The 17604-nt window shown below is 65.0% G+C and carries 17 protein-coding genes; 9 read left to right on the forward strand and 8 right to left on the reverse strand.

Annotation, left to right across the window (positions count from 1 at the left end; genetic code table 11):
* Positions 1–173 precede the first annotated feature (173 nt).
* Both ACVIIV_RS11940 and ACVIIV_RS11945 read right to left on the reverse strand, forming a co-directional pair.
* On the reverse strand, positions 174–1103 hold the full coding sequence (locus tag ACVIIV_RS11940) for an alpha/beta hydrolase (RefSeq protein ID WP_456744359.1): 930 nt from the start codon (positions 1101–1103) through the stop codon (positions 174–176).
* 310 nt (positions 1104–1413) lie between these two features.
* Positions 1414–1983: an alpha-ketoglutarate-dependent dioxygenase AlkB gene (locus tag ACVIIV_RS11945; RefSeq protein ID WP_456744360.1), complete on the reverse strand. Its 570-nt coding sequence runs from the start codon at positions 1981–1983 to the stop codon at positions 1414–1416.
* Positions 1984–2062: 79 nt separating this feature from the next.
* Here ACVIIV_RS11945 and ACVIIV_RS11950 point away from each other — a divergent pair, with 79 nt between their 5' ends.
* Positions 2063–2203: a hypothetical protein gene (locus ACVIIV_RS11950; protein WP_167361649.1), complete on the forward strand. Its 141-nt coding sequence runs from the start codon at positions 2063–2065 to the stop codon at positions 2201–2203.
* Here ACVIIV_RS11950 and ACVIIV_RS11955 read toward each other — a convergent pair.
* The 3 genes from ACVIIV_RS11955 to ACVIIV_RS11965 are packed head-to-tail and all read right to left on the reverse strand — an operon-like array spanning position 2200 to position 6008.
* Positions 2200–3786, reverse strand: a complete 1587-nt coding sequence (locus ACVIIV_RS11955) for an ATP-binding protein (protein ID WP_456744361.1) — start codon at positions 3784–3786, stop codon at positions 2200–2202. The two genes, ACVIIV_RS11950 and ACVIIV_RS11955, sit on opposite strands and share 4 nt — an antisense overlap.
* Complete coding sequence (locus ACVIIV_RS11960) at positions 3783–4487, reverse strand: response regulator (protein WP_456744362.1); 705 nt, start codon at positions 4485–4487, stop codon at positions 3783–3785. Before ACVIIV_RS11960 ends, ACVIIV_RS11955 begins: the two co-directional genes overlap by 4 nt.
* Positions 4488–4499: 12 nt before the next feature.
* The gene (locus ACVIIV_RS11965; RefSeq protein ID WP_456744363.1) at positions 4500–6008 is read right to left on the reverse strand and encodes a DUF4153 domain-containing protein; all 1509 of its coding nucleotides are present in this window, start codon (positions 6006–6008) and stop codon (positions 4500–4502) included.
* 188 nt (positions 6009–6196) lie between these two features.
* On the opposite strand from ACVIIV_RS11965, the gene ACVIIV_RS11970 reads away from it, so the two are divergent.
* Complete coding sequence (locus tag ACVIIV_RS11970) at positions 6197–7540, forward strand: glycoside hydrolase family 3 N-terminal domain-containing protein (protein ID WP_456748710.1); 1344 nt, start codon at positions 6197–6199, stop codon at positions 7538–7540.
* A 90-nt stretch (positions 7541–7630) separates the two neighbouring features.
* Here the strand turns inward: ACVIIV_RS11970 and ACVIIV_RS11975 are convergent, their stop codons facing one another.
* Together ACVIIV_RS11975 and ACVIIV_RS11980 are read right to left on the reverse strand one after the other, a co-directional pair.
* Entirely contained in the window at positions 7631–8902 is a 1272-nt protein-coding gene (locus ACVIIV_RS11975; protein WP_456744364.1) for a DUF892 family protein, read from the reverse strand.
* 129 nt (positions 8903–9031) lie between these two features.
* Positions 9032–9646, reverse strand: coding sequence for a TetR/AcrR family transcriptional regulator (locus ACVIIV_RS11980; RefSeq protein WP_456744365.1), 615 nt, complete (start codon positions 9644–9646; stop codon positions 9032–9034).
* Positions 9647–9749: 103 nt separating this feature from the next.
* Between ACVIIV_RS11980 and ACVIIV_RS11985 the strand changes: the two genes are divergently transcribed.
* From ACVIIV_RS11985 to ACVIIV_RS11995, 3 genes are all read left to right on the forward strand, one after another.
* Entirely contained in the window at positions 9750–10445 is a 696-nt protein-coding gene (locus ACVIIV_RS11985) for a PspA/IM30 family protein (protein WP_456744366.1), read from the forward strand.
* A 40-nt stretch (positions 10446–10485) separates the two neighbouring features.
* The gene (locus tag ACVIIV_RS11990) at positions 10486–10761 is read left to right on the forward strand and encodes a YiaA/YiaB family inner membrane protein (RefSeq protein WP_456744367.1); all 276 of its coding nucleotides are present in this window, start codon (positions 10486–10488) and stop codon (positions 10759–10761) included.
* A 196-nt stretch (positions 10762–10957) separates the two neighbouring features.
* The gene (locus tag ACVIIV_RS11995) at positions 10958–11164 is read left to right on the forward strand and encodes a hypothetical protein (protein ID WP_018648496.1); all 207 of its coding nucleotides are present in this window, start codon (positions 10958–10960) and stop codon (positions 11162–11164) included.
* Between the two features lie 156 nt (positions 11165–11320).
* Here the strand turns inward: ACVIIV_RS11995 and ACVIIV_RS12000 are convergent, their stop codons facing one another.
* The gene (locus ACVIIV_RS12000; RefSeq protein ID WP_456744368.1) at positions 11321–12166 is read right to left on the reverse strand and encodes an SDR family NAD(P)-dependent oxidoreductase; all 846 of its coding nucleotides are present in this window, start codon (positions 12164–12166) and stop codon (positions 11321–11323) included.
* 182 nt (positions 12167–12348) lie between these two features.
* On the opposite strand from ACVIIV_RS12000, the gene ACVIIV_RS12005 reads away from it, so the two are divergent.
* The 4 genes from ACVIIV_RS12005 to ACVIIV_RS12020 all read left to right on the forward strand — a co-directional run bounded on the left by ACVIIV_RS12005 (position 12349) and on the right by ACVIIV_RS12020 (position 17571).
* Positions 12349–13845 (forward strand): aldehyde dehydrogenase family protein, encoded by a 1497-nt coding sequence (locus ACVIIV_RS12005; RefSeq protein WP_456744369.1) that lies wholly within the window; start codon positions 12349–12351, stop codon positions 13843–13845.
* Between the two features lie 120 nt (positions 13846–13965).
* On the forward strand, positions 13966–15093 hold the full coding sequence (locus ACVIIV_RS12010) for an alkene reductase (RefSeq protein WP_456744370.1): 1128 nt from the start codon (positions 13966–13968) through the stop codon (positions 15091–15093).
* Positions 15094–15240: 147 nt separating this feature from the next.
* On the forward strand, positions 15241–15744 hold the full coding sequence (locus ACVIIV_RS12015; protein ID WP_456744371.1) for a GFA family protein: 504 nt from the start codon (positions 15241–15243) through the stop codon (positions 15742–15744).
* A 165-nt stretch (positions 15745–15909) separates the two neighbouring features.
* Positions 15910–17571 (forward strand): thiamine pyrophosphate-binding protein, encoded by a 1662-nt coding sequence (locus ACVIIV_RS12020; protein WP_456744372.1) that lies wholly within the window; start codon positions 15910–15912, stop codon positions 17569–17571.
* The last annotated feature ends 33 nt before the right edge of the window (positions 17572–17604 follow it).

The raw sequence follows: 17604 nt of genomic DNA on the forward strand, positions 1-17604 counted from the left end.
CACCCTGTCGTTGGCCCCCAACGAGGTCGGCTCAATCCGCAGCAAGGCGGGTTAGTGTAGGTCAAGCCTTTGTCAATCGTGTGGCTGAGCGGTTTGCTTCAAAGCAGCGTCAGCCGGCAGCGCGGACGAAAGCGGCAGGCCTGCTGACCCGCCGACCTGCCTACAACCGCCCGCTACGGCAACCCCCGCGCCTCGAGCTGGCGCACCAGCAGCAGCGTCGGCTCGGCGAGGCTGTCGCCCGAGCCGTCCAAGCCAAACGCGGCGGCGATGCCGTCGCGGCTGCGCAGCAATGCGCTGCGCGGGCAATGGCCGGCGCCGCAGAGCGTCTTCTTCAGTGTTTCGCCCTGCGCCACGAGGCCGGCGGAATCGTCCGCGGCCCAGGCCAGCACGATCGGCACATCGACATTGAGGATGCCGGGGAAGACCGAGCGCTTGTCGTACTGGGTGGCATCCAGGCCGAGATAGGCCTTCTCGCTGTCGCTGGCGTCCTTGCCGGCGCGGTAGATCCCGGACACCAGCACGACGCCGGCGACGTCGGCGCCGTCGGTCTGCAGCTCGGGATGCGCCAGCAGGGTCGCGACATGGAAGGCGCCGGCACCGTAGCCGACCGCGACGATTTCGCGGGCATCGCCGTTGAACAGGTCGATATTGCCGTGGACCCACGATAGCGCGGCCGCCACGTCGGAGGCGCCGGCCGGCCAGGTCGCCGCGGGCGCCAAGCGATAGTTGACGCGAACCCCGATCATGCCGTTGCGCGCGGCAAAGCACATGGCTTGGTCCTGGATCTGCCGCGACAGCTCAGGCGCGGCGCGGTCGCCGGTGAAGGTGTCGCCCGCCACGAACAGCAGCACCGGCCGCGGTGTGTCCGCCTTGGTCGCGCTGGTCGCGACATCGAGCACGTTGGCCTCGCTCTCGCCATAGCGCAGGCCGCGCGAGAAGGTGACCTGCTCGCACAGCCGCGCGGTGCCGCCGGCGGTGGTGTCGGAATCGGTGAGGCCCACTTGCACGAGATCGGACGGCGGCGAGAGCCGGCCCGGCAAAGGTCCGTGCGCGGAGGCCGTGGTCATGGTCAGAAGCAGGAAAAATGTCAGATAATTCTTCATGGTGATGGCGGCCTTGCGGGGCCCATATTGGCGCGCTGATCTGGCCTGTCTTTTCAATTCGCCTCATTAGTCAGCCGGCCTTGAGGCGAATTCGCGGCATCCTGGCCAGCACGCGGCCGGCGCGGAACAGGCGCCCCCTCGCATGCGGCCGAATTTGGTACACACGTTCGCAGGGCCCGGAAGGATTGTGCGGAGCGACGGTTTTGTCTCGATCCGTCAGGCTGTTGGCCGGCGCCGCCCGGCCTTGAGCCGGAAACGGCTTTCTACTGTGCATGGGGTTGTTTTCGCAGTTTTTGTTTTGGACGACCCGTCAGGCCCGCTTCATTGTCCGCAAGGTGATGGAGTAGCGCCGCGCCGCGACCGGCGGGATGCTGTGCGCCCATTGCGATCGCGCCTCGCCGTCCATCATGTAGAGCGAGCGCGGCAGGGCTTCGAGCGTATGGCGCTCCCACGTCTCGCCCCTGCGGCGGCGGAAGCGGAAGTTGCAGGGCGAGCCCAGTGACAGGCCGAAGACCTTGTCGAAATGCGGCTTGTCGCGGTGCCAGCCGATGCCGACGCCGACCTCGTACTCGGTGCAGAGCACCTGCCGGACGCTGCCCTCTGGCAACCCCGCCCAGGCCTCGGCCTGGCGCGCGACCGGCCGCACCCAGTCCGGGATCGGCTCGGCCTCGGCGAGCCGCTGCAGCGCATAGTCGTAGCGATAGCCGAACGATGCCACGCGGCGGTTACCCTCGAACGCGCCGAACTGAAAGCGCTGGAGCGGCAATGCTGCGATGCGGCCGATCAAGTCCTGCTCGGTGGCGGACTCGATAAAATTGTCCGTGTAGCGGAGCCCAGCGGGCTCCGCCTGCGGTTCTGCGAACAAGCCAAGCTGTGTCATTCCTCGCACGTCCGTGATGGAACCTATTGGCGGCTGCTGCGACTTACATATAACGCGGGAAGAAACGTGCGAGGCTGTCATGGCAGAGAAGCATACCGCCGATCCGGTAGAGATCATGCGGGCGACCGGTCATCCTGAGCTGGAATACGCCGCCGGCTGGACCATCGCCGGTCTCGCAACCATCGGCACCATCGTCGCCGTCTGGGTGTTCGCGATCTAGGCTAGAGGGAATTGGAGCTCGAAGGCCGCGCCCTCGTCGGTCGGCTTCAGCCTGATCGAGCCGCCATGGCTCGCCATCACCGCACGCGCAATCGCCAGTCCCATCCCGGTGCCGCCCTGGTCGCGGCGGGTGGTGAAGAATGCGTCAAAGATTCTGTCGCGGTTCGGGGCCGAGATCGGTTCGCCGTCGTTGCTTGCGGTCAGCCGCAGGGTCGTACGCTCGTCCACCGCCTCCAGCCTGATCGTCCGCGCCTTGTGCCGCATCGCGTTGTCGGCGAGATGCGACAGCACGATCAGCGCCTTCTCCGAGGACATGCCGATTGTCCGGTCGAGGCTGCCGCTGGCTTCGATCGAGCTTGCCGGAAACCGGTTCCTGAGATCGGCGATCACGGGCGCAAGCTCGGTGCGCTCGTTCTGCGGCAGGCTCTCTGCGCGAGCCAGCTCCCGCAGCCGCTGCGCCATCGCCTCGAGCCGCTGGGTATCCGACAGGATGTTGGCGATGAAGGTCTTCTGCTCGGCCGGCGTCAGGCCCTCGGCCTTGCCCTGAAGTGAATCCTGCAACAGCTCGGCTGCGCCCTTGATCGAGGTCAGTGGCGATTTCAGCTCGTGGGTGAGATGGGCCGAGAACGTCGCGATATAGTCGGAACGCCGCGCCAGCTGCTCGGCCATGCCGAGGAAACTGTGCGAGAGCTGGGCGAACTCGCGCGTGCCGTAGTGCTTTAGCGGCTGGAATGCCTCGCGGTCGCCGCGGCCGATTCTCGCTGCGCGCTCGACCAACTCGCGCATAGGCAGCGTGATGGTACGCGAGAACACGAGGCCGATCGCGATCGTGCCGAGGATCACGGCGAGCCCCGCCAGCACGAACTTGGCCCGCTCCTGGTAAAGATGATCGAAGATGTTGCTTGGCGTCCGCGTGGTGTAGATCACCCCGGCGACGCGGTTGTTGACGATGACCGGCATCGCCGAGAACACATGCACGCCGAGGCCGCGGCTGAAGGAGTAGATCGGCGGCGGCGGCTTGTCAGGCACGCGGTTGCGCAAGGTGGCGCGGTATTGCCCGTGCAGGGCGTCCGCGACCTCCTCGATATGAGCGAGCGACTGTCCGACCTCCTGCCGCCCGGCGATCACCACCCCTTGCGGATCGAGGATGCGGAAGCCTGCCAGCGTCACCTTCTGGGTCTCGCGGATGATCGGCGTCAGCTTCGCGCCGATCTCGACATAGGCTGCTTGCGCCGGCTGGGGCGCGGGCAGCGCATCCGGCCGCCGCCGCAAGAGGTCGTTTGCGGTCAGATCAAGCGCGGGACGGATCGGGGTGACCTGGTCGCCGGGATCGGGCAGCACGCCCGGCGGCACCTCGGCGCCGAGCATGAGGCCGCTGTCGAGCCTTGCCGCGACTTCCTGTGCATAGATCGTCGCCAGCACGCGGCTCTGTGCGATCAGCTCAGCCTGGGTCTGGCGGATGAGCTGGTTGTCGTAGAGACGAAAGAAGAACAGGCCAACCAGCGGCAGGATGGCGACAGTGGCCAGCACCGTGAAGATGACGAGCCCAAGCGACGGCCGCCATTTGTCTGGCGCCGCGCTCATGCCTCTTTCTCGCAGCGGCCGAGCTTGAAGCCGACGCCGTGAATGGTCTCGATGACGCTCTCGCAATTCAGCGCGGCCAGCTTGGCGCGGATGTTGCGGATGTGGCTGTCGATGGTGCGGTCGGAGACCTGGATGTTGAGCTGGTAGGCCGCGCGCATCAGCTGCTCGCGGTTGAACACCGATGTCGGCCGGGTCAGGAACGCGCGCAGAATGCCGAACTCGATCGCGGTCAGCTTCAGCGGCGTGCCGGCGAAGGACGCCAGGTGCTGCTCGGGATCGATCAGCAGGCCGCCTTGCGCCAGCGCGGTGGGTCCGGCCATGATCTCGCCATTGCGCGGACTGAGGCGGCGCAGGATGACGTTGACCCGCGCCACCAGCTCGCGCGGGCTGAACGGCTTGGTCACGTAGTCGTCGCCGCCGATCTCGAGGCCGAGGATGCGGTCGATCTCCTCGTCGCGGGCCGACAGGAACAGGATCGGCACGTCGGACGTCTTGCGGATCTCGCGGCAGACGTCGAGGCCGTCGAACTCGGGCATGCCGATGTCGAGCACGATGAGATCGGGCCTGTCGGCCGCAAATCGGCTGAGCGCCTCCTTGCCGTCGCGGGCCTCGATCACGTCCATGCCGGCCTTCTTCAGGGCGACGCGGATGACCTCGCGGATGTGGCCTTCGTCGTCGACGATGAGAATGCGATGCGCCAAGAAACTCTCCGCTCACTCTGCCGGCCGGCTGCCGGACTGATCTTTCGCCAGCGCGTCCAGCCTGCGCTGGAGCCGCCAGCTCCGAAAGCCCCAGCTCCGCCAGGCCAGTTCCTGACGCTGCTGTTCTACAAGGCGGTCACGTCGCGACACAAGGCAGCCCTCGGGGTTGCCCCACCGCAGCAAGATGGCTTTGTCGATGGCGGGTAGCGCCTGCGGTCCGAGCGTCAGGAGATAGTTGATGTCGATCTGCGCGCCCTTGCCCGATGCCTCCCGGCTGTGGGCGACATTGGAGTCGGCGATGAAGGCATCGAAGTTCACGAGCGAGCAGCCATAGAGCACGATCGCGAGCGCGATCAGATTGACGCCCACGAGCCATTGGTTGGACCGGTTGAGGGCGATGCGGGCAACGATCAGGATCAGCCCCAGCGCCACCAGCCCCATCCAGATGAAGGCTGCGATCCGCCAGTAAGTCAGCATGTAGATGTCGACGTAGAGGTCGAGGCGAAGGATGGAGGAGGCGACGAGAAGCACGTTCTGCCCAACCCAGAGATAGACCAGCGGCCGGATCACCTTCGAGTTCTCGGCCGGCCCGCCCGGGCGCATCGCCACCAGCACAAAGGCCGCGGCGAGCAGGGCGGTCACGATCAGCGGGTAGGCACCGCGATGCGCATAGCCCGCATAGGTCAGATTGTCCGGCAGCGCCACATGCCCCCAGAGATAGATGCCGTCGAGAATGGACTGCGCCGCGAACAGCAGGTTGAACAGGATCAGCGAGCGCAGGATGGTGGAGGGGCCCAAGAATTCAGGCGAGACAAGAGGCGGAAGCGGAGGCGGCGTGGGACCATCGGCGACGGCCATGGTGACAATCTTCCTGCGCCGCCAGCGCACATGAATGAAGGGCCAGACCAGCGCCAGCATCGAGGTCCAGAACAGAACGCGCCACATATTGACATATTCGAAGATGACCTTGGGATTGAGCAGGGACACCCATTGCTCGATCACCGGATTCGCCGCCGCAAACAATGCGACGAACACCGTGCCAAGCGCCGCCGGCAACAGCCAGAGTGCGATGCCGCGGGTGAACGCGGAGATGTTGAAGATCTGAAGCGCCTCGGGGAAGAACCTGAACGGTCCAAACAGGACGAAGTTGCGCAGCGCGCGGGCGCGCTCGGTGAGCTCCGTCGTCTCCATATTGGTCGCGACCAGCAGCGCAATGGCGAGTGACGCGACGAGGATCAGGAACGACAGCGTGTTGAGCTCCTCGATGGCCGGGACAACGCCGAGCGTCAGGATCGCGCCGCCGATCGCCGCACGCCGGAAGTCCAGGGCTGCGTGATTGAACAGCACCGACACGCAGGCGGTCGCGATCGCAAAGAGCGTCAGCGACAGCCCGATCCGCTGGCCGTAGAGCAGCCAGTCGGCGAGCGCGGCCAGCAGCAGCGCCATTGCGAGCTTGGCCGACAGCGCAGAAGGCCTGATCGGTTGGGTGTCCGTCGTCGACGTCGAAGCCAGGCTCGTCATGTCCAGAGAGTCTCCGTGAATGGTGGCATCACGAACTCTGAACGGCACTTGTGCAGAAGGCGGGATCATCGTCTGCACGGTTTCAGGAGTCTTTTGCAGATTTCGTGCAGGTGCGCGTTTGGCTCTCGCGCAGCATGACTCGCTTTGTTAGGTGCAAAGCAGTCATCACCCATCCCATGTGGCGCATCATGCAATTCCTTTGCCGTATCGGTCTCTTCCTGCTCTGGCTGGCTGCGCCTGTCGTCGCATTCGTTGCCGCAAACAAGAACGATCCCTATCTGCTCATGTTGCGCGGCGCCGGAAACGCCGCGCTTGTCGTCGCGAGCATTGTCGTCGTCATCGTCCTGCTGCGGACGGGGCGCTGGCGCACCATCGCCGGCAAGGCGCTCGTCATGCTCTGGTGCCTGCCGCCTGTCCTGATGTCCGCCGCGCATCTCAAGTACGAGCTGCGCAAGCATGGCGTTCTCAGCGCGAGCGCCGCCGAGGCGCGCCAGCTCGGGCCTCACTTCATGGTCGGCTATTCCTCCTTTCCCGAGGTCGCGCGTCTCGCCGAGAAGGGCCTGATCGGTGGCGTCTATGTCACCCGGCACAATATCCGCGGCCGCACCATCGAGGCGCTGCGGGCCGAGATCGCGGCGCTGCAGGAGAAGCGGCGCGCAGCCGGCCTGCCGCCGCTGATCATCGCCGCCGATCAGGAAGGCGGCATCGTCGGGCATCTTGCGCCGCCGCTGACGAAAGTGCCTGCGCTGGCAACGCTCACGGAGCTTGCCCCCGACGATCAGCAGGCCAAGGCCGAAGAGTTCGGCCGCATCCACGGCCGCGAGCTCGCCGGGCTCGGCGTCAACCTCAACCTCGCGCCGGTGCTAGATCTCAAGCCGCCGGCGCGGCGCAACCGTCTCGATTTCCACACGCTGATCGGCCAACGCGCGATCGCGAGCGATCCCGCCGTGGTCAGCACCATCGCGAGCGCCTATGTGCGCGGGCTGGAAGAGTCAGGCGTCGGCGCCACGCTCAAGCATTTTCCGGGCATCGGCCGCGTGCGCACCGACACGCATCATTTCAGCGCCAATCTCGATACGCCGGTGAAGGAGCTGGAAGCAACCGACTGGCTTCCGTTCCGTGAGGTGCTGTCGCATTCGCGCAGCGCGCTCATGGTCGGCCATGTCACGCTCACCGCCGTCGATCCCGACCGCGCCGCCTCGCATTCGAAGCGCGTCGTCGAAGGAATCATTCGCGAGAAGTGGGGTTATCAGGGCGTGGTGATGACCGACGACCTCGTGATGGGCGCGATCTACCAGAACGACGTCTGCAAGGCCGTGGTGGAAGCGATCAACGCCGGTGTCGATCTGTTGCTGGTCGCCTATGACGGCGCGCAGTTCTACCGCGTCTTCGCCTGCGCTATCGACGGATTGCGGCAGGGCGAGCTCGACGCGGCGATGCTGCGCGCGAGCGCGGCGCGGCTGGAGCGGGGCTTTCCGACCGCGCAGGCGCAGACTGTTTCGCGCGCGATCAGCGTCGCCCGTCAGAACTAGTCACATACTGATTTGATCGTGCAGAACCGCCCCACGCGACGGCGCGAGGCGGTTCGATTCGGCTCGTCCGTGCGTCGCCTCGGGCGCTCCTTATTCGGCCTGCTCCAGCGCGGCGGGCATCTTCGCCACAGACATTAGCGACCGCGCGACCTGATTGAGCAGGAGATCGGCGTTCTCTTCCTCCGCGAGCGATTTGGAGAGCAGGGCGACGAGGGCGCTGTGGCGGAGCTGCTGCGCGAGATTGCGTGCGGTGGTGTAGCCGGCCATCTCGTAATGTTCGACGCGTTGAGCCGCTCCGATCAGCGCGAGGTCGGCGGCTGCATCCTCCTTCTCCTGGCTTTCCTTCATGACTTCCTGCCCTTCCTCGATCAGGCCCATCATGCCCTTGCACGGCTTGGCGCGAGCGTTCTCGCCGAGCAGCTCGAAGCATTCGTTGATGCGTTCGATCTGATTCTCGGTCTCGGCCAGATGCTGCTCGAACAGTTCCCGCAGCTGGTCGAAGCGGGCGGACTGCGCCATCTTGGGAAGCGCCTTCGTCAGCTGCTTCTCGGCATGGAGAATGTCGCGCAGCTCATGAAGCAGGAGATCGGTCAGGCCGGCCTCGTCGACAGGCGGCGAGCTCTCCGTGACGATCGGGGTGGCAGCGCCGGGATCTGCGGACTGCAGCGCAGGCGACTCCGTGAACACCCAGTCCTCTCCCTCGTTCCAGGGACCGCGGGTGTCGATTTCGCCGTGGTCGCCGCTGCCGGTGGAGTCGTTGAAGTACTGGTTCACCAGGCCGGGTGTCGGAGCAATCCTGCCGACACTGAAGGCCGGCTTCGACAGGCTTTCGAGCGCTCGCGCGAACGCCTTCATATGCGTGATCTCGCGCGTCATCAGGAACTGCAGCGCGTCCTTGCTGCCGGCGTCGTCGCAGAAATTGATCAGGCGTTCGTAGACGATCTTCGCACGCGCCTCGGCCGCGATGTTGCTGCGGAGATCGACGTCGAGCTCGCCGGTGATCTTGAGGTAGTCGGCCGTCCAGGGATTGCCTTGCGAGTTGAACAGATTGACGCCGCCTCCGCCGGCAATCGCAATCAGCGGATCGGCTTCGGCCGCCTGGCGGTCGTTCCGCGAAGGTGCGAGATGCATCCGGGCAAGGCAACCGACGACTTCGAGATGGCTGAGCTCCTCGGTGCCGATATCCATCAACAGGTCCTTGCGGTCGGGATCCTCGCAATTCAGCCCCTGAATCGAATATTGCATTGCAGCCGCAAGTTCGCCGTTGGCGCCGCCGAACTGTTCGAGGAGCATACTGCCGAAGCGCGGATCGGGTTCGTCGACGCGCACGGTGAACATCAGCTTCTTGACGTGGTGATACATGGGACGGCTCGCGCTGTGAGGAAAACTACGCGCGACAACGAGCCCTTGGAATGTTCGTTCCTCGTCATCCTCGAGATTCAGGTTACGATGCCGCGCGACCCGACGTGATGTTCGGGACCGCGTCTGTCGTCAGCGGGCTATTGCCTGCGCGATCAGTCCGTCGATCATCGCGCGCACGAGGGTCGCGATTTCCTTGCGCAGCGCCGGCAGCGGCACGGCGACCAGCTTCTGCTCCAGTCCCAGCGCCACCATGCCATGCACGGCCGAGAACAGGCTGCGCGCCGTGATGCCGAGTTCCTCCGGGCTGCGTTCTGGAAACAGCGCGGCCAGCGGCTGGTAGATGTGGCGGAACAGTTGCATCTGGTCGTGAACGGACCAATCGGGGACGAGCTTGTCAGCCGCCATGCGGTGTTCGAACAGCGCGCGCCAGAGCTGGAGGTTGTCGGCCGCGAAATCACAATAGGCGATCGCGATGCGGATCAGCGTCTCCTGTGGCGACGGGTCGCCCGCGCTTTCCGCCGCGCTGAGCGCCTCATCGAGGCGAAGCAGCGTGCGCGAGCCGACGCGCAGGACGAGTTCGTCGACGTCGGTCACGAGATTATAGACCGCGCCATTGGCGCAGCCGATCTCGCGGGCCAAATCGCGGGTTTTCAGACCCGCCAAACCCCGCTCGGCGATCATCTGCTCGGCCGCCTGGATCAGGTTGACCCGCAACTTCTCTCGACGTTCCAGGGCTTTAGCCATTCCTAACCAAATTCTTGAGCGTCGCTCAAATATTTATTGAACGATGTTCACGATCTCTGCTACAAAGCATGTGTGAGCAACGCTCATAAACAGGGAGCAGACAATGTTCAAGACCGTCGTGACACTTTTCCGCGGCAGCGTGGCCGCCGCGGGAGAGGAGCTGGAGGACCGTACGGCCCTACTGATCCTCGACCAACAGATGCGCGATGCAGCCGCCGCCCTCGAGCGCAGCAAGCGAACGCTGGCGCTGGCGATTGCGCAGGACCAGCAGGAAGGCCGTAAGCTCGAGGCGACCATCGCGCGCATCGCCGATCTCGAGACGCGCGCCGTTGCCGCGCTCGATGGCGGCCGCGAGGACCTTGCCAAGGAGGCCGCCGAAGCCATTGCGGCCCTCGAGGCCGATCGTGATGCGGCGATGACGGCACGCGCGCTGTTCGCAACCGAGATCGCCCGGCTGAAGCGGCACGTGACCAACGCGCAGGCCCGCATCACCGAGCTCGATCGCGGCCGTCGCGTCGCCCGAGCCTCGGAGGCGGTGCGTTCGCTTCGTCGCAGCGGCATCGAGGCAGCACGTCCCCACGAATCCACGCTGCCGGAGGCGGAGAGCACCTTGCGGCGGCTGCGTGAGCGGCAGATGGAGGCCCAGGCCGCCGATGACGCGCTGGTCGAGCTCGATGCGGCCACCGGTCCGCTCGCCACCGCCGAGAGACTCGCCGAGCAGGGTTTTGGCCCCCGGCTCAAGACGACTGCGGACGACGTGCTGGCACGGTTGAAGTCCAAGCATACGCCGACGGTCTGATCTCACATCCGATCATCATTCGAACCAACAGGAGACCACCATGAACCAAAACGGTCAGCCCCACAGCAGCGCCTGGGTGACTTTCACTTACGTGTCCTTCGCAGCTTCGGCCTTCCTCCTCGCGGTCGGCATCTTCTTCCTGCCAATCGATCTCTGGATGAAGGGCTATCTCACCATGGGAGTCGTTATGCTGATTCAGACTTGCATCACACTGACCAAAACAGTGCGCGACAATCACGAGAGCAGCCGGCTGGTGAACCGCATCGAGGATGCCAAGGCCGAACGGCTGCTGATGGAGGTTTCCAAGGCCGCTTGAAAAAAGGCGGCTTGAAGAAAGGCGGCTTGCATCGGTCCAAACACGAGCAAGAGAGCCGCGGAGCAACACGCTCCGCCGCTCTCGCGTTGTGATCATCCGGAATGACGCCTTGATGGGCCCGCGATCCCCATCACGCATTGTGCTTCGACTGCAGGTGCGATATGGCTCTCGCGCTTTCCAGAGGCGGAGACGAGCTTTGTCGAAACAATCCCTGCGCGAGGAGGCCGAGCGCCTGATCCGCGAATCGATGGAAAAGAAGACCATCGTCGTCAAGCAGGGCTCGACCCGCATCGAGGCCGTCTGCGGCAAGTGCGGCGCCCCGAACCGGGTGCAGGCGGAGAAGGGCCAGACCCGGGTCAAGTTTGCGTGCAAGAATTGCGGGCACAAGCAGGAGACGCTGTAGGGCGTTTGCGCGAACTTGCCGCGGGGCGAACACTCCAACCCCTCATCCTGACGAGCCCGCTGAAAGCGGGCGTCGCGAAGGATGGAGGTCCCAGCCGGGCCTGCATGGTTCGAGACGCGCGCAAGGGTGCGCTCCTCACCATGAGGGGTCTGATTGCTACTCCGCCTCCACGAACTTCTTGAACGCATCCGCATAATCCGGGTGCCAGCGCGACAATGGCGGGCGGTTCTCGATGATGTCGCCGGCCGCCCACAGCATGCGCTTCTCGTCGAGCGCGCGCGGCACGTCGTTGTCCGGACACAGGATATAGAAATCGCCGGCTTCCAACCGGGCCAGCATGAAATCGACCGTTTGCTCCGGCGTCCAGGCCCCGGCCGGCTTTTCCGTGCGTCCTTTCGCGGTGAGGCCGGTGAAGACGAAGCCGGGGATCAGCAGGTGTGCCGCAATGCGACAGTCTTTCGTGTTGCGCAGCTCATGCTGGAGCGCTTCGGTGAATGCCTTCACGCCAGCCTTGGAGACGTTGTAGGCGGGATCTCCGGGCGGCGTCGTGATGCCCTGCTTCGAACCGGTATTGATGATGAGACCGGGTTTGCCGCGGGCGATCATGGCCGGCGCGAAGATACGCGAGCCGTTGATGACGCCCCACATGTTGACGGCGATGATGCGCTGCCAATTGTCGGGCGCGCCGAACAGCGTGCTGCCGGGCTGGATGCCGGCATTGTTCATGAGGACGTCGGTGCCGCCGAACCGTGCGCGCACCGCGCGCTCCAGTTCCGTCACGCTCTCGATCTTGCTGACATCGACGGCGTGGGTCATCACGTTTGCGGCGGCCGTGACGGATGACAGTTTTGTTGCAGCTTGTGCCAACCGTGTCTCGTCGACATCCGCGATACACACCTTCATTCCAGCGCGCGCAAAGGCGATGGCAGCGGCCAATCCGATGCCGGATGCGCCACCTGTGATCACGGCAACATTGTCTTTGACGATGGCGGGATGCGGCATGGATCGTCTCCATTGGTGGGCTCTCGGTCGAGCTATAACATGGCAGCAGTCCGACCCTGCACAAGTCGGCATAGGAGGTCTTCGTTCTGCGCTGCCTTTACGCCTATCCGGCACGGCTGTATCCTCGATCGAACGATCCCGCCCAGATCGAACCAATCAATCACCTGACAGGGAGTGCAGCCATGGCTGTGTCGCAGGCTATTCCGATAACGCGCCATCCGTTCGCAAACGGGTCCTACAAGCAGATGCTGATCGACGGGAAGTGGGTTGATGCAGCCTCAGGCAAACGCTTCGAGACCCGCAATCCCGCAACCGGCGAACTGCTTGCAACTGTCGCCGAAGGCGACAAGGAGGACATCGACCGCGCAGTCGCGGCCGCCCGCCGCGCGTTCGAAAGTCCGTGGAGCAAGGTCAAGCCGTTCGAGCGGCAGAACCTGCTCTTGAAGCTCGCCGACCTCGTCGAGAAGAATTTCGACGAATTGTCGCAGCTCGACACGCTCGACATGGGCGCGCCTCTCAGCCGCACCCGCGCCTATCGCCTTCGCGCCATTGGCATGCTGCGCTATTACGCCGGCCAGACCACGGCGATCCACGGCGAGACAATCGAGAACTCGCTGCCCGGCGAGATTTTCTCCTACACGCTGAAGGAGCCGATCGGCGTCGTCGGTGCCATCATTCCCTGGAACGGCCCGCTCACCGCGACGATCTGGAAGATCGGTCCGGCGATCGCGACCGGCTGCACCGTGGTGCTCAAGCCCGCGGAAGAAGCGCCGCTGACCTCGCTGCGCATCGCCGAGCTGGCGATGGAGGCGGGCATTCCGCCGGGCGTCGTCAACGTCGTGCCCGGTTATGGCGAAACCGCGGGCGCCGCGCTCGCCTCACATCCTGACGTCGACAAGGTCGCCTTCACCGGCTCGCATGTCACGGGCCAATCGATCATCCGTGCCTCCGCCGGCAACCTCAAGCGCGTCTCGCTCGAGCTCGGCGGCAAGTCGCCGGACATCGTGTTCGCGGATGCCGATCTCGACGCGGCCGTGCCGGGCGCGGCGATGGCGGTGTTCGCCAATTCGGGGCAGATCTGCAGCGCCGGCACCCGCCTGTTCGTCGAACAGTCGATCTATGAGGAGTTCGTCGGGCGCGTCGCCGAGTTCGGCAAGAAGCTGCAGGTCGGCAACGGCCTCGATCCCAACGTGCAGATCGGCCCGCTCGTCTCCGAGCAGCAGCTCGAGCGCGTCACCGGCTATCTCGACATCGGCCAGAAGGAAGGCGCGAAGGCGCTCGCCGGCGGTGGCCGCGTTACCGAAGGCGCGCTCTCGAAGGGCTTCTTCGTCTCACCGACGGTGTTTGCGGGTGTCGAGGACAACATGCGCATCGCGCAGGAGGAGATCTTTGGTCCCGTCATCTCCGCGATCGCATTCAAGGACATGGACGAGCTGGTCAAGCGCGCCAACGCCACCACGTTCGGCCTGGGCTCCGGCCTGTGGACGCGCGATGTCAGCAAGGCGCACGCGGTGGCGAAGAGCCTGCGTGCCGGCTCGGTGTGGGTCAATTGCTACCAGGCGATGGACCCGGCGGTGCCGTTCGGCGGTTACAAGATGAGCGGCTACGGCCGCGAGTCCGGCAAGCAGCATGTCGAGGAATATCTCAACGTGAAGGCCGTCTGGATCAAGACCGCCTAACATCCATATCCCTTCCGTGTTCCGCAGAAGGGAATATTCCCCAGCGGGGGGGCGGCACCTTTTCCGGTGGCCGCCCCTCGCTATATGATCCGCGTCCTTTCATAGTCGTTCGGGGCCCACATGAAATTCGAAGCGTTGTTCAAGCCGTTGCAAGTCGGTCCGTACAAGCTTGCACATCGCGTCGCGATGGCGCCGCTCACGCGGATGCGGGCCGAACGTGAGAGCTTTTCGCCGCGTCCGCTCAATGCTGAATATTACGGCCAGCGCGCGACGAAAGGCGGCCTGATCATTGCCGAAGCCTCGCCGGTGCTCTCGCATGGCCGCGGCAACCCGGCGACACCAGGCATCTATTCGGAGGCGCAGATCGCCGGCTGGCGCAAGGTGGTTGATGCCGTCCATGCCAAGGGCGGCATCATCTTCCTCCAGCTCTGGCATGTCGGCCGCGTCTCTCACTCTTCTTTCCACGACGGTGCGCTGCCGGTTTCGGCTTCGGCGATCCCGATCAAGGCCGAAGGCATGAAGGCGATGACGGCTGACGGCAAGATCGCCGATTACGAGACCCCACGCGCGCTGGAGATCGAGGAGGTCAAGGACATCGTCGAGGCGTTCCGGCAAGGTGCCAAGAACGCGCTCGCCGCGGGCTTCGACGGCGTCGAGATTCACGGCGCCAACGGCTATCTGCTCGAGCAGTTCCTGCAATCGCGCAGCAATCACCGCACCGATCGATATGGCGGCTCCATCGAGAACCGCGCACGACTGCTGCTGGAGGTCACGCAGGCCGCGATCGATGTCTGGGGCGCGAACCGCGTCGCCGTCCGGCTGTCGCCCCACGGCATCGCCAATGATTCCGGCGAGCCCGATCCGATGCCGCTCTACACCTACGTCGTGAAGGCACTCGACAAGCTCGGTCTCGCCTATCTGCATTTCATCGAGCCGCGCTCCAGCGGCGCGGGCCGCGCGGATGTCCACTGGGAGAACGTGCCGTCCGCAATGGTGCTGTTTCGCCCGCTTTACAGCGGCGTGCTGATGACCGCCGGCGGCTTTACCGGCGAGACCGCGAACGCAGCGATCGCCGAGCGCCACGCCGACATCATCGCCTTCGGCCGCATCTTCATCTCCAATCCGGATCTGCCGCGGCGCCTGGAGCACGGCTATCCGATCACGCCGTACAACCGCGCGACGTTCTATGGCGGCGAGGAGAAGGGGTACACGGATTATCCGGTTTATGACGAGCTGACGCCGGCGTGACCTCGGCTGTCATTCCGGGGCGATGCGTAGCATCGAACCCGGAATCCATCTCTCCGCCTGAACAAGCCGCCTGATGGATTCTGGGCTCGCGACTTTGTCGCGCCCCGGAACGATCGTATTGTCCGCAATGACGACGGAGAGACTTCCATGGCCAAAGCCGCAGCCGCCGCAGGGATAGCCACCGGCCAATGCCTCTGCGGCAAGGTCACCTTCGAGATCGACGTGCCTGCGCGCTGGGCCTGGCACGATCACTCTGCCGCCAGCCGCCGCGCCCATGGTGCGGCCTACGCGACCTATATCGGCAGCTGGAAGAAGCGCTTTCGCATCACCTCAGGCAAGACCGCGCTGACCCGCTACGAGGACAAGGCCACGAAGACCGCCCGCAGCTTCTGCTCGCATTGCGGCACGCCGGTCATGTACGAACGTCCGCGCGGGCCGCACATGGTCAACATCCCCCGCGCGCTGTTTAGCGAGCGCACCGGCCGTCAGCCTCTCTATCACATCGCGATCGAAGAGCTGCAGGAATGGGCTTATACCGGCGAACCTTTGGTGCCGCTGAAAGGCTTTCCCGGCGTGGTGTGGCAGCGATCGAAAAAGAAGAAGCGCGCCGGCGGGGAAAATCCGTTCGAACTGGGGCGGGAGGAGATGTAGCTCCACTCTCGTGCCCCGGGCGCCGCACCGCTGCGCGCTGCGTCGCGTCCGGGACACGAGATCTTCCCGCGCAACACAGCCATGACCGCGCTTCCTTGCGCGTCTCCCAGGACTTCGGCCATCATGCTTTCAGTCCTTGCGGCAACGTCCGCTCCTGGAGGAAACATGAAGAACAAGATCACCGGCCGCTCCGCCTTTCTCGCGCTGCTCAAGGACGAGGGCATCACGCATCTGTTCGGCAATCCAGGCACCACCGAGCTGCCGATCATGCATGCGCTGAAGGACCACCCGGACCTCACCTATGTGATGGCGATGCAGGAGAGCCTGGTGGTCGCGATCGCCGACGGCTATAGCCGCGCCTCGGGGAAACTCGTCGCCTGCAACGTTCACGTCGCGCCCGGCCTCGGCAACGCCATGGGCTCGCTCTACAACGCCCAGTTCACGGGCACGCCGATGATTTTGACGGCGGGCCAGCAGGAACAGGGCCACGGCCTGATGGAGCCGGTGCTCTACGGCCCGCTGGTTCGCATGGCCGAGCCGCTGGTGAAATGGGCGGTCGAAGTGACGCGGCTGGAGGACCTGCCGCGCATCGTGCGCCGAGCCGCCAAGGTTGCGATGACGCCGCCGACCGGGCCGGTGTTCATCTCGCTGCCCGGCGACATCCTCAACAGCGAAGCCGGCATCGATCTCGGCCGCTCCACCCGCATCGATGCGCGGACAAGGCCATCGGACGAGGCGTTGAAGGCCTTTGCCGCGCGGCTGCTGAAGGCCGAGCGTCCGGTGATCGTCACGATGGACGAGGTGGTCAAGAGCGATGCGCTGAAGGAGGCTGCCGAACTCGCCGAGCTGCTCGGCGCGGCCGCCTACCAATCCTCGACGCCCTATGGCGCGCACTTCCTCTCGGAGAGTCCGAGCTTCGTCGGCACGCTCGCGCGTGTACAAAAAACCGCGCGCGAGACGCTTGCGCCGTACGATCTGCTGATCGCGCTCGGCGGCGATCCTTTGCGCATGTCGGTCTATAGCGACGTGGATGCGCTGCCTGACGGCCTCGGCATGGTGCAGATCGGTCTGGTCGATTGGGAGATCGCCAAGAATTACGGCGCGGAGATCGCGCTGAAGGCGGATCTGAAGGAAACGCTGCGCGCGCTCATCCCGGTGCTGAAGCAGTTGGGCGGCGCGACACTTGCGAGCCGCGCGAAACACCGCCTCGCTGAGCTGGCGCCGAAGAACTGGACTGCGCGGCGCGCCGCGCTGGTCGAGCAGATCGGCAAGAGTGCCGGCCGCAACCCCATCGATCCCGACTTCCTGGTGCTGCAAATGGTCGAGGCCATGCCCGACCATGCGATCCTCGTCGATGAAGGACTGACCTCCAGCCGCCAGGTGACGGCGCTGCGGCCGCACCGCGACCGCTACGGCTATCACGGCCTTGCCTCCGGCGGCATCGGCTGGGGCCTGCCGGCCTCGGTCGGCGCCAGCATTGCCAATCCGGATCGCCCCGTCGTGTGCTTCTCGGGCGATGGCAGCGCGATGTATTCGATCCAGTCGCTGTGGACGGCGGCGCATCACAAGCTGCCGCTCAACGTCGTCATCGCTAACAACGGCGGCTACCGCATTATCAAGCAGCGCCTGCTCGCCTTCCACGGTGATGACAATTATGTCGGTATGGACTTCGCCGATCCGCCGGTGGATTTCGCCGGAGTGGCGAAGGCGCTCGGCTGCGAGGCGGTCAGGATCAGCGATCCCCGCGAACTGAAGGCGACGCTGACGTCGGCGTTCGGCCGGCCGGGCACGAAGCTGATCGAGGTGATGGTTGACGGGAAGGTGTAGGTATTCGCAAGGAAGGTGCGGCAGCGTACTGCG

The organism is Bradyrhizobium sp. USDA 4354 (genome assembly GCF_054060315.1).

Coding starts and splice junctions, on each gene's coding strand:
- ACVIIV_RS12010 (WP_456744370.1), top strand. CDS start 13,966: ATGAAATTCGAAGCGTTGTTCAAGCCGTTGCAAGTCGGTCCGTACAAG.
- ACVIIV_RS11975 (WP_456744364.1), bottom strand. CDS start 8,902: ATGTATCACCACGTCAAGAAGCTGATGTTCACCGTGCGCGTCGACGAA.
- ACVIIV_RS11985 (WP_456744366.1), top strand. CDS start 9,750: ATGTTCAAGACCGTCGTGACACTTTTCCGCGGCAGCGTGGCCGCCGCG.
- ACVIIV_RS11955 (WP_456744361.1), bottom strand. CDS start 3,786: ATGAGCGCGGCGCCAGACAAATGGCGGCCGTCGCTTGGGCTCGTCATC.
- ACVIIV_RS12005 (WP_456744369.1), top strand. CDS start 12,349: ATGGCTGTGTCGCAGGCTATTCCGATAACGCGCCATCCGTTCGCAAAC.
- ACVIIV_RS11950 (WP_167361649.1), top strand. CDS start 2,063: ATGGCAGAGAAGCATACCGCCGATCCGGTAGAGATCATGCGGGCGACC.
- ACVIIV_RS11990 (WP_456744367.1), top strand. CDS start 10,486: ATGAACCAAAACGGTCAGCCCCACAGCAGCGCCTGGGTGACTTTCACT.
- ACVIIV_RS11970 (WP_456748710.1), top strand. CDS start 6,197: ATGCAATTCCTTTGCCGTATCGGTCTCTTCCTGCTCTGGCTGGCTGCG.
- ACVIIV_RS12000 (WP_456744368.1), bottom strand. CDS start 12,166: ATGCCGCATCCCGCCATCGTCAAAGACAATGTTGCCGTGATCACAGGT.
- ACVIIV_RS11965 (WP_456744363.1), bottom strand. CDS start 6,008: ATGACGAGCCTGGCTTCGACGTCGACGACGGACACCCAACCGATCAGG.
- ACVIIV_RS12020 (WP_456744372.1), top strand. CDS start 15,910: ATGAAGAACAAGATCACCGGCCGCTCCGCCTTTCTCGCGCTGCTCAAG.
- ACVIIV_RS11945 (WP_456744360.1), bottom strand. CDS start 1,983: ATGACACAGCTTGGCTTGTTCGCAGAACCGCAGGCGGAGCCCGCTGGG.
- ACVIIV_RS11940 (WP_456744359.1), bottom strand. CDS start 1,103: ATGAAGAATTATCTGACATTTTTCCTGCTTCTGACCATGACCACGGCC.
- ACVIIV_RS11980 (WP_456744365.1), bottom strand. CDS start 9,646: ATGGCTAAAGCCCTGGAACGTCGAGAGAAGTTGCGGGTCAACCTGATC.
- ACVIIV_RS12015 (WP_456744371.1), top strand. CDS start 15,241: ATGGCCAAAGCCGCAGCCGCCGCAGGGATAGCCACCGGCCAATGCCTC.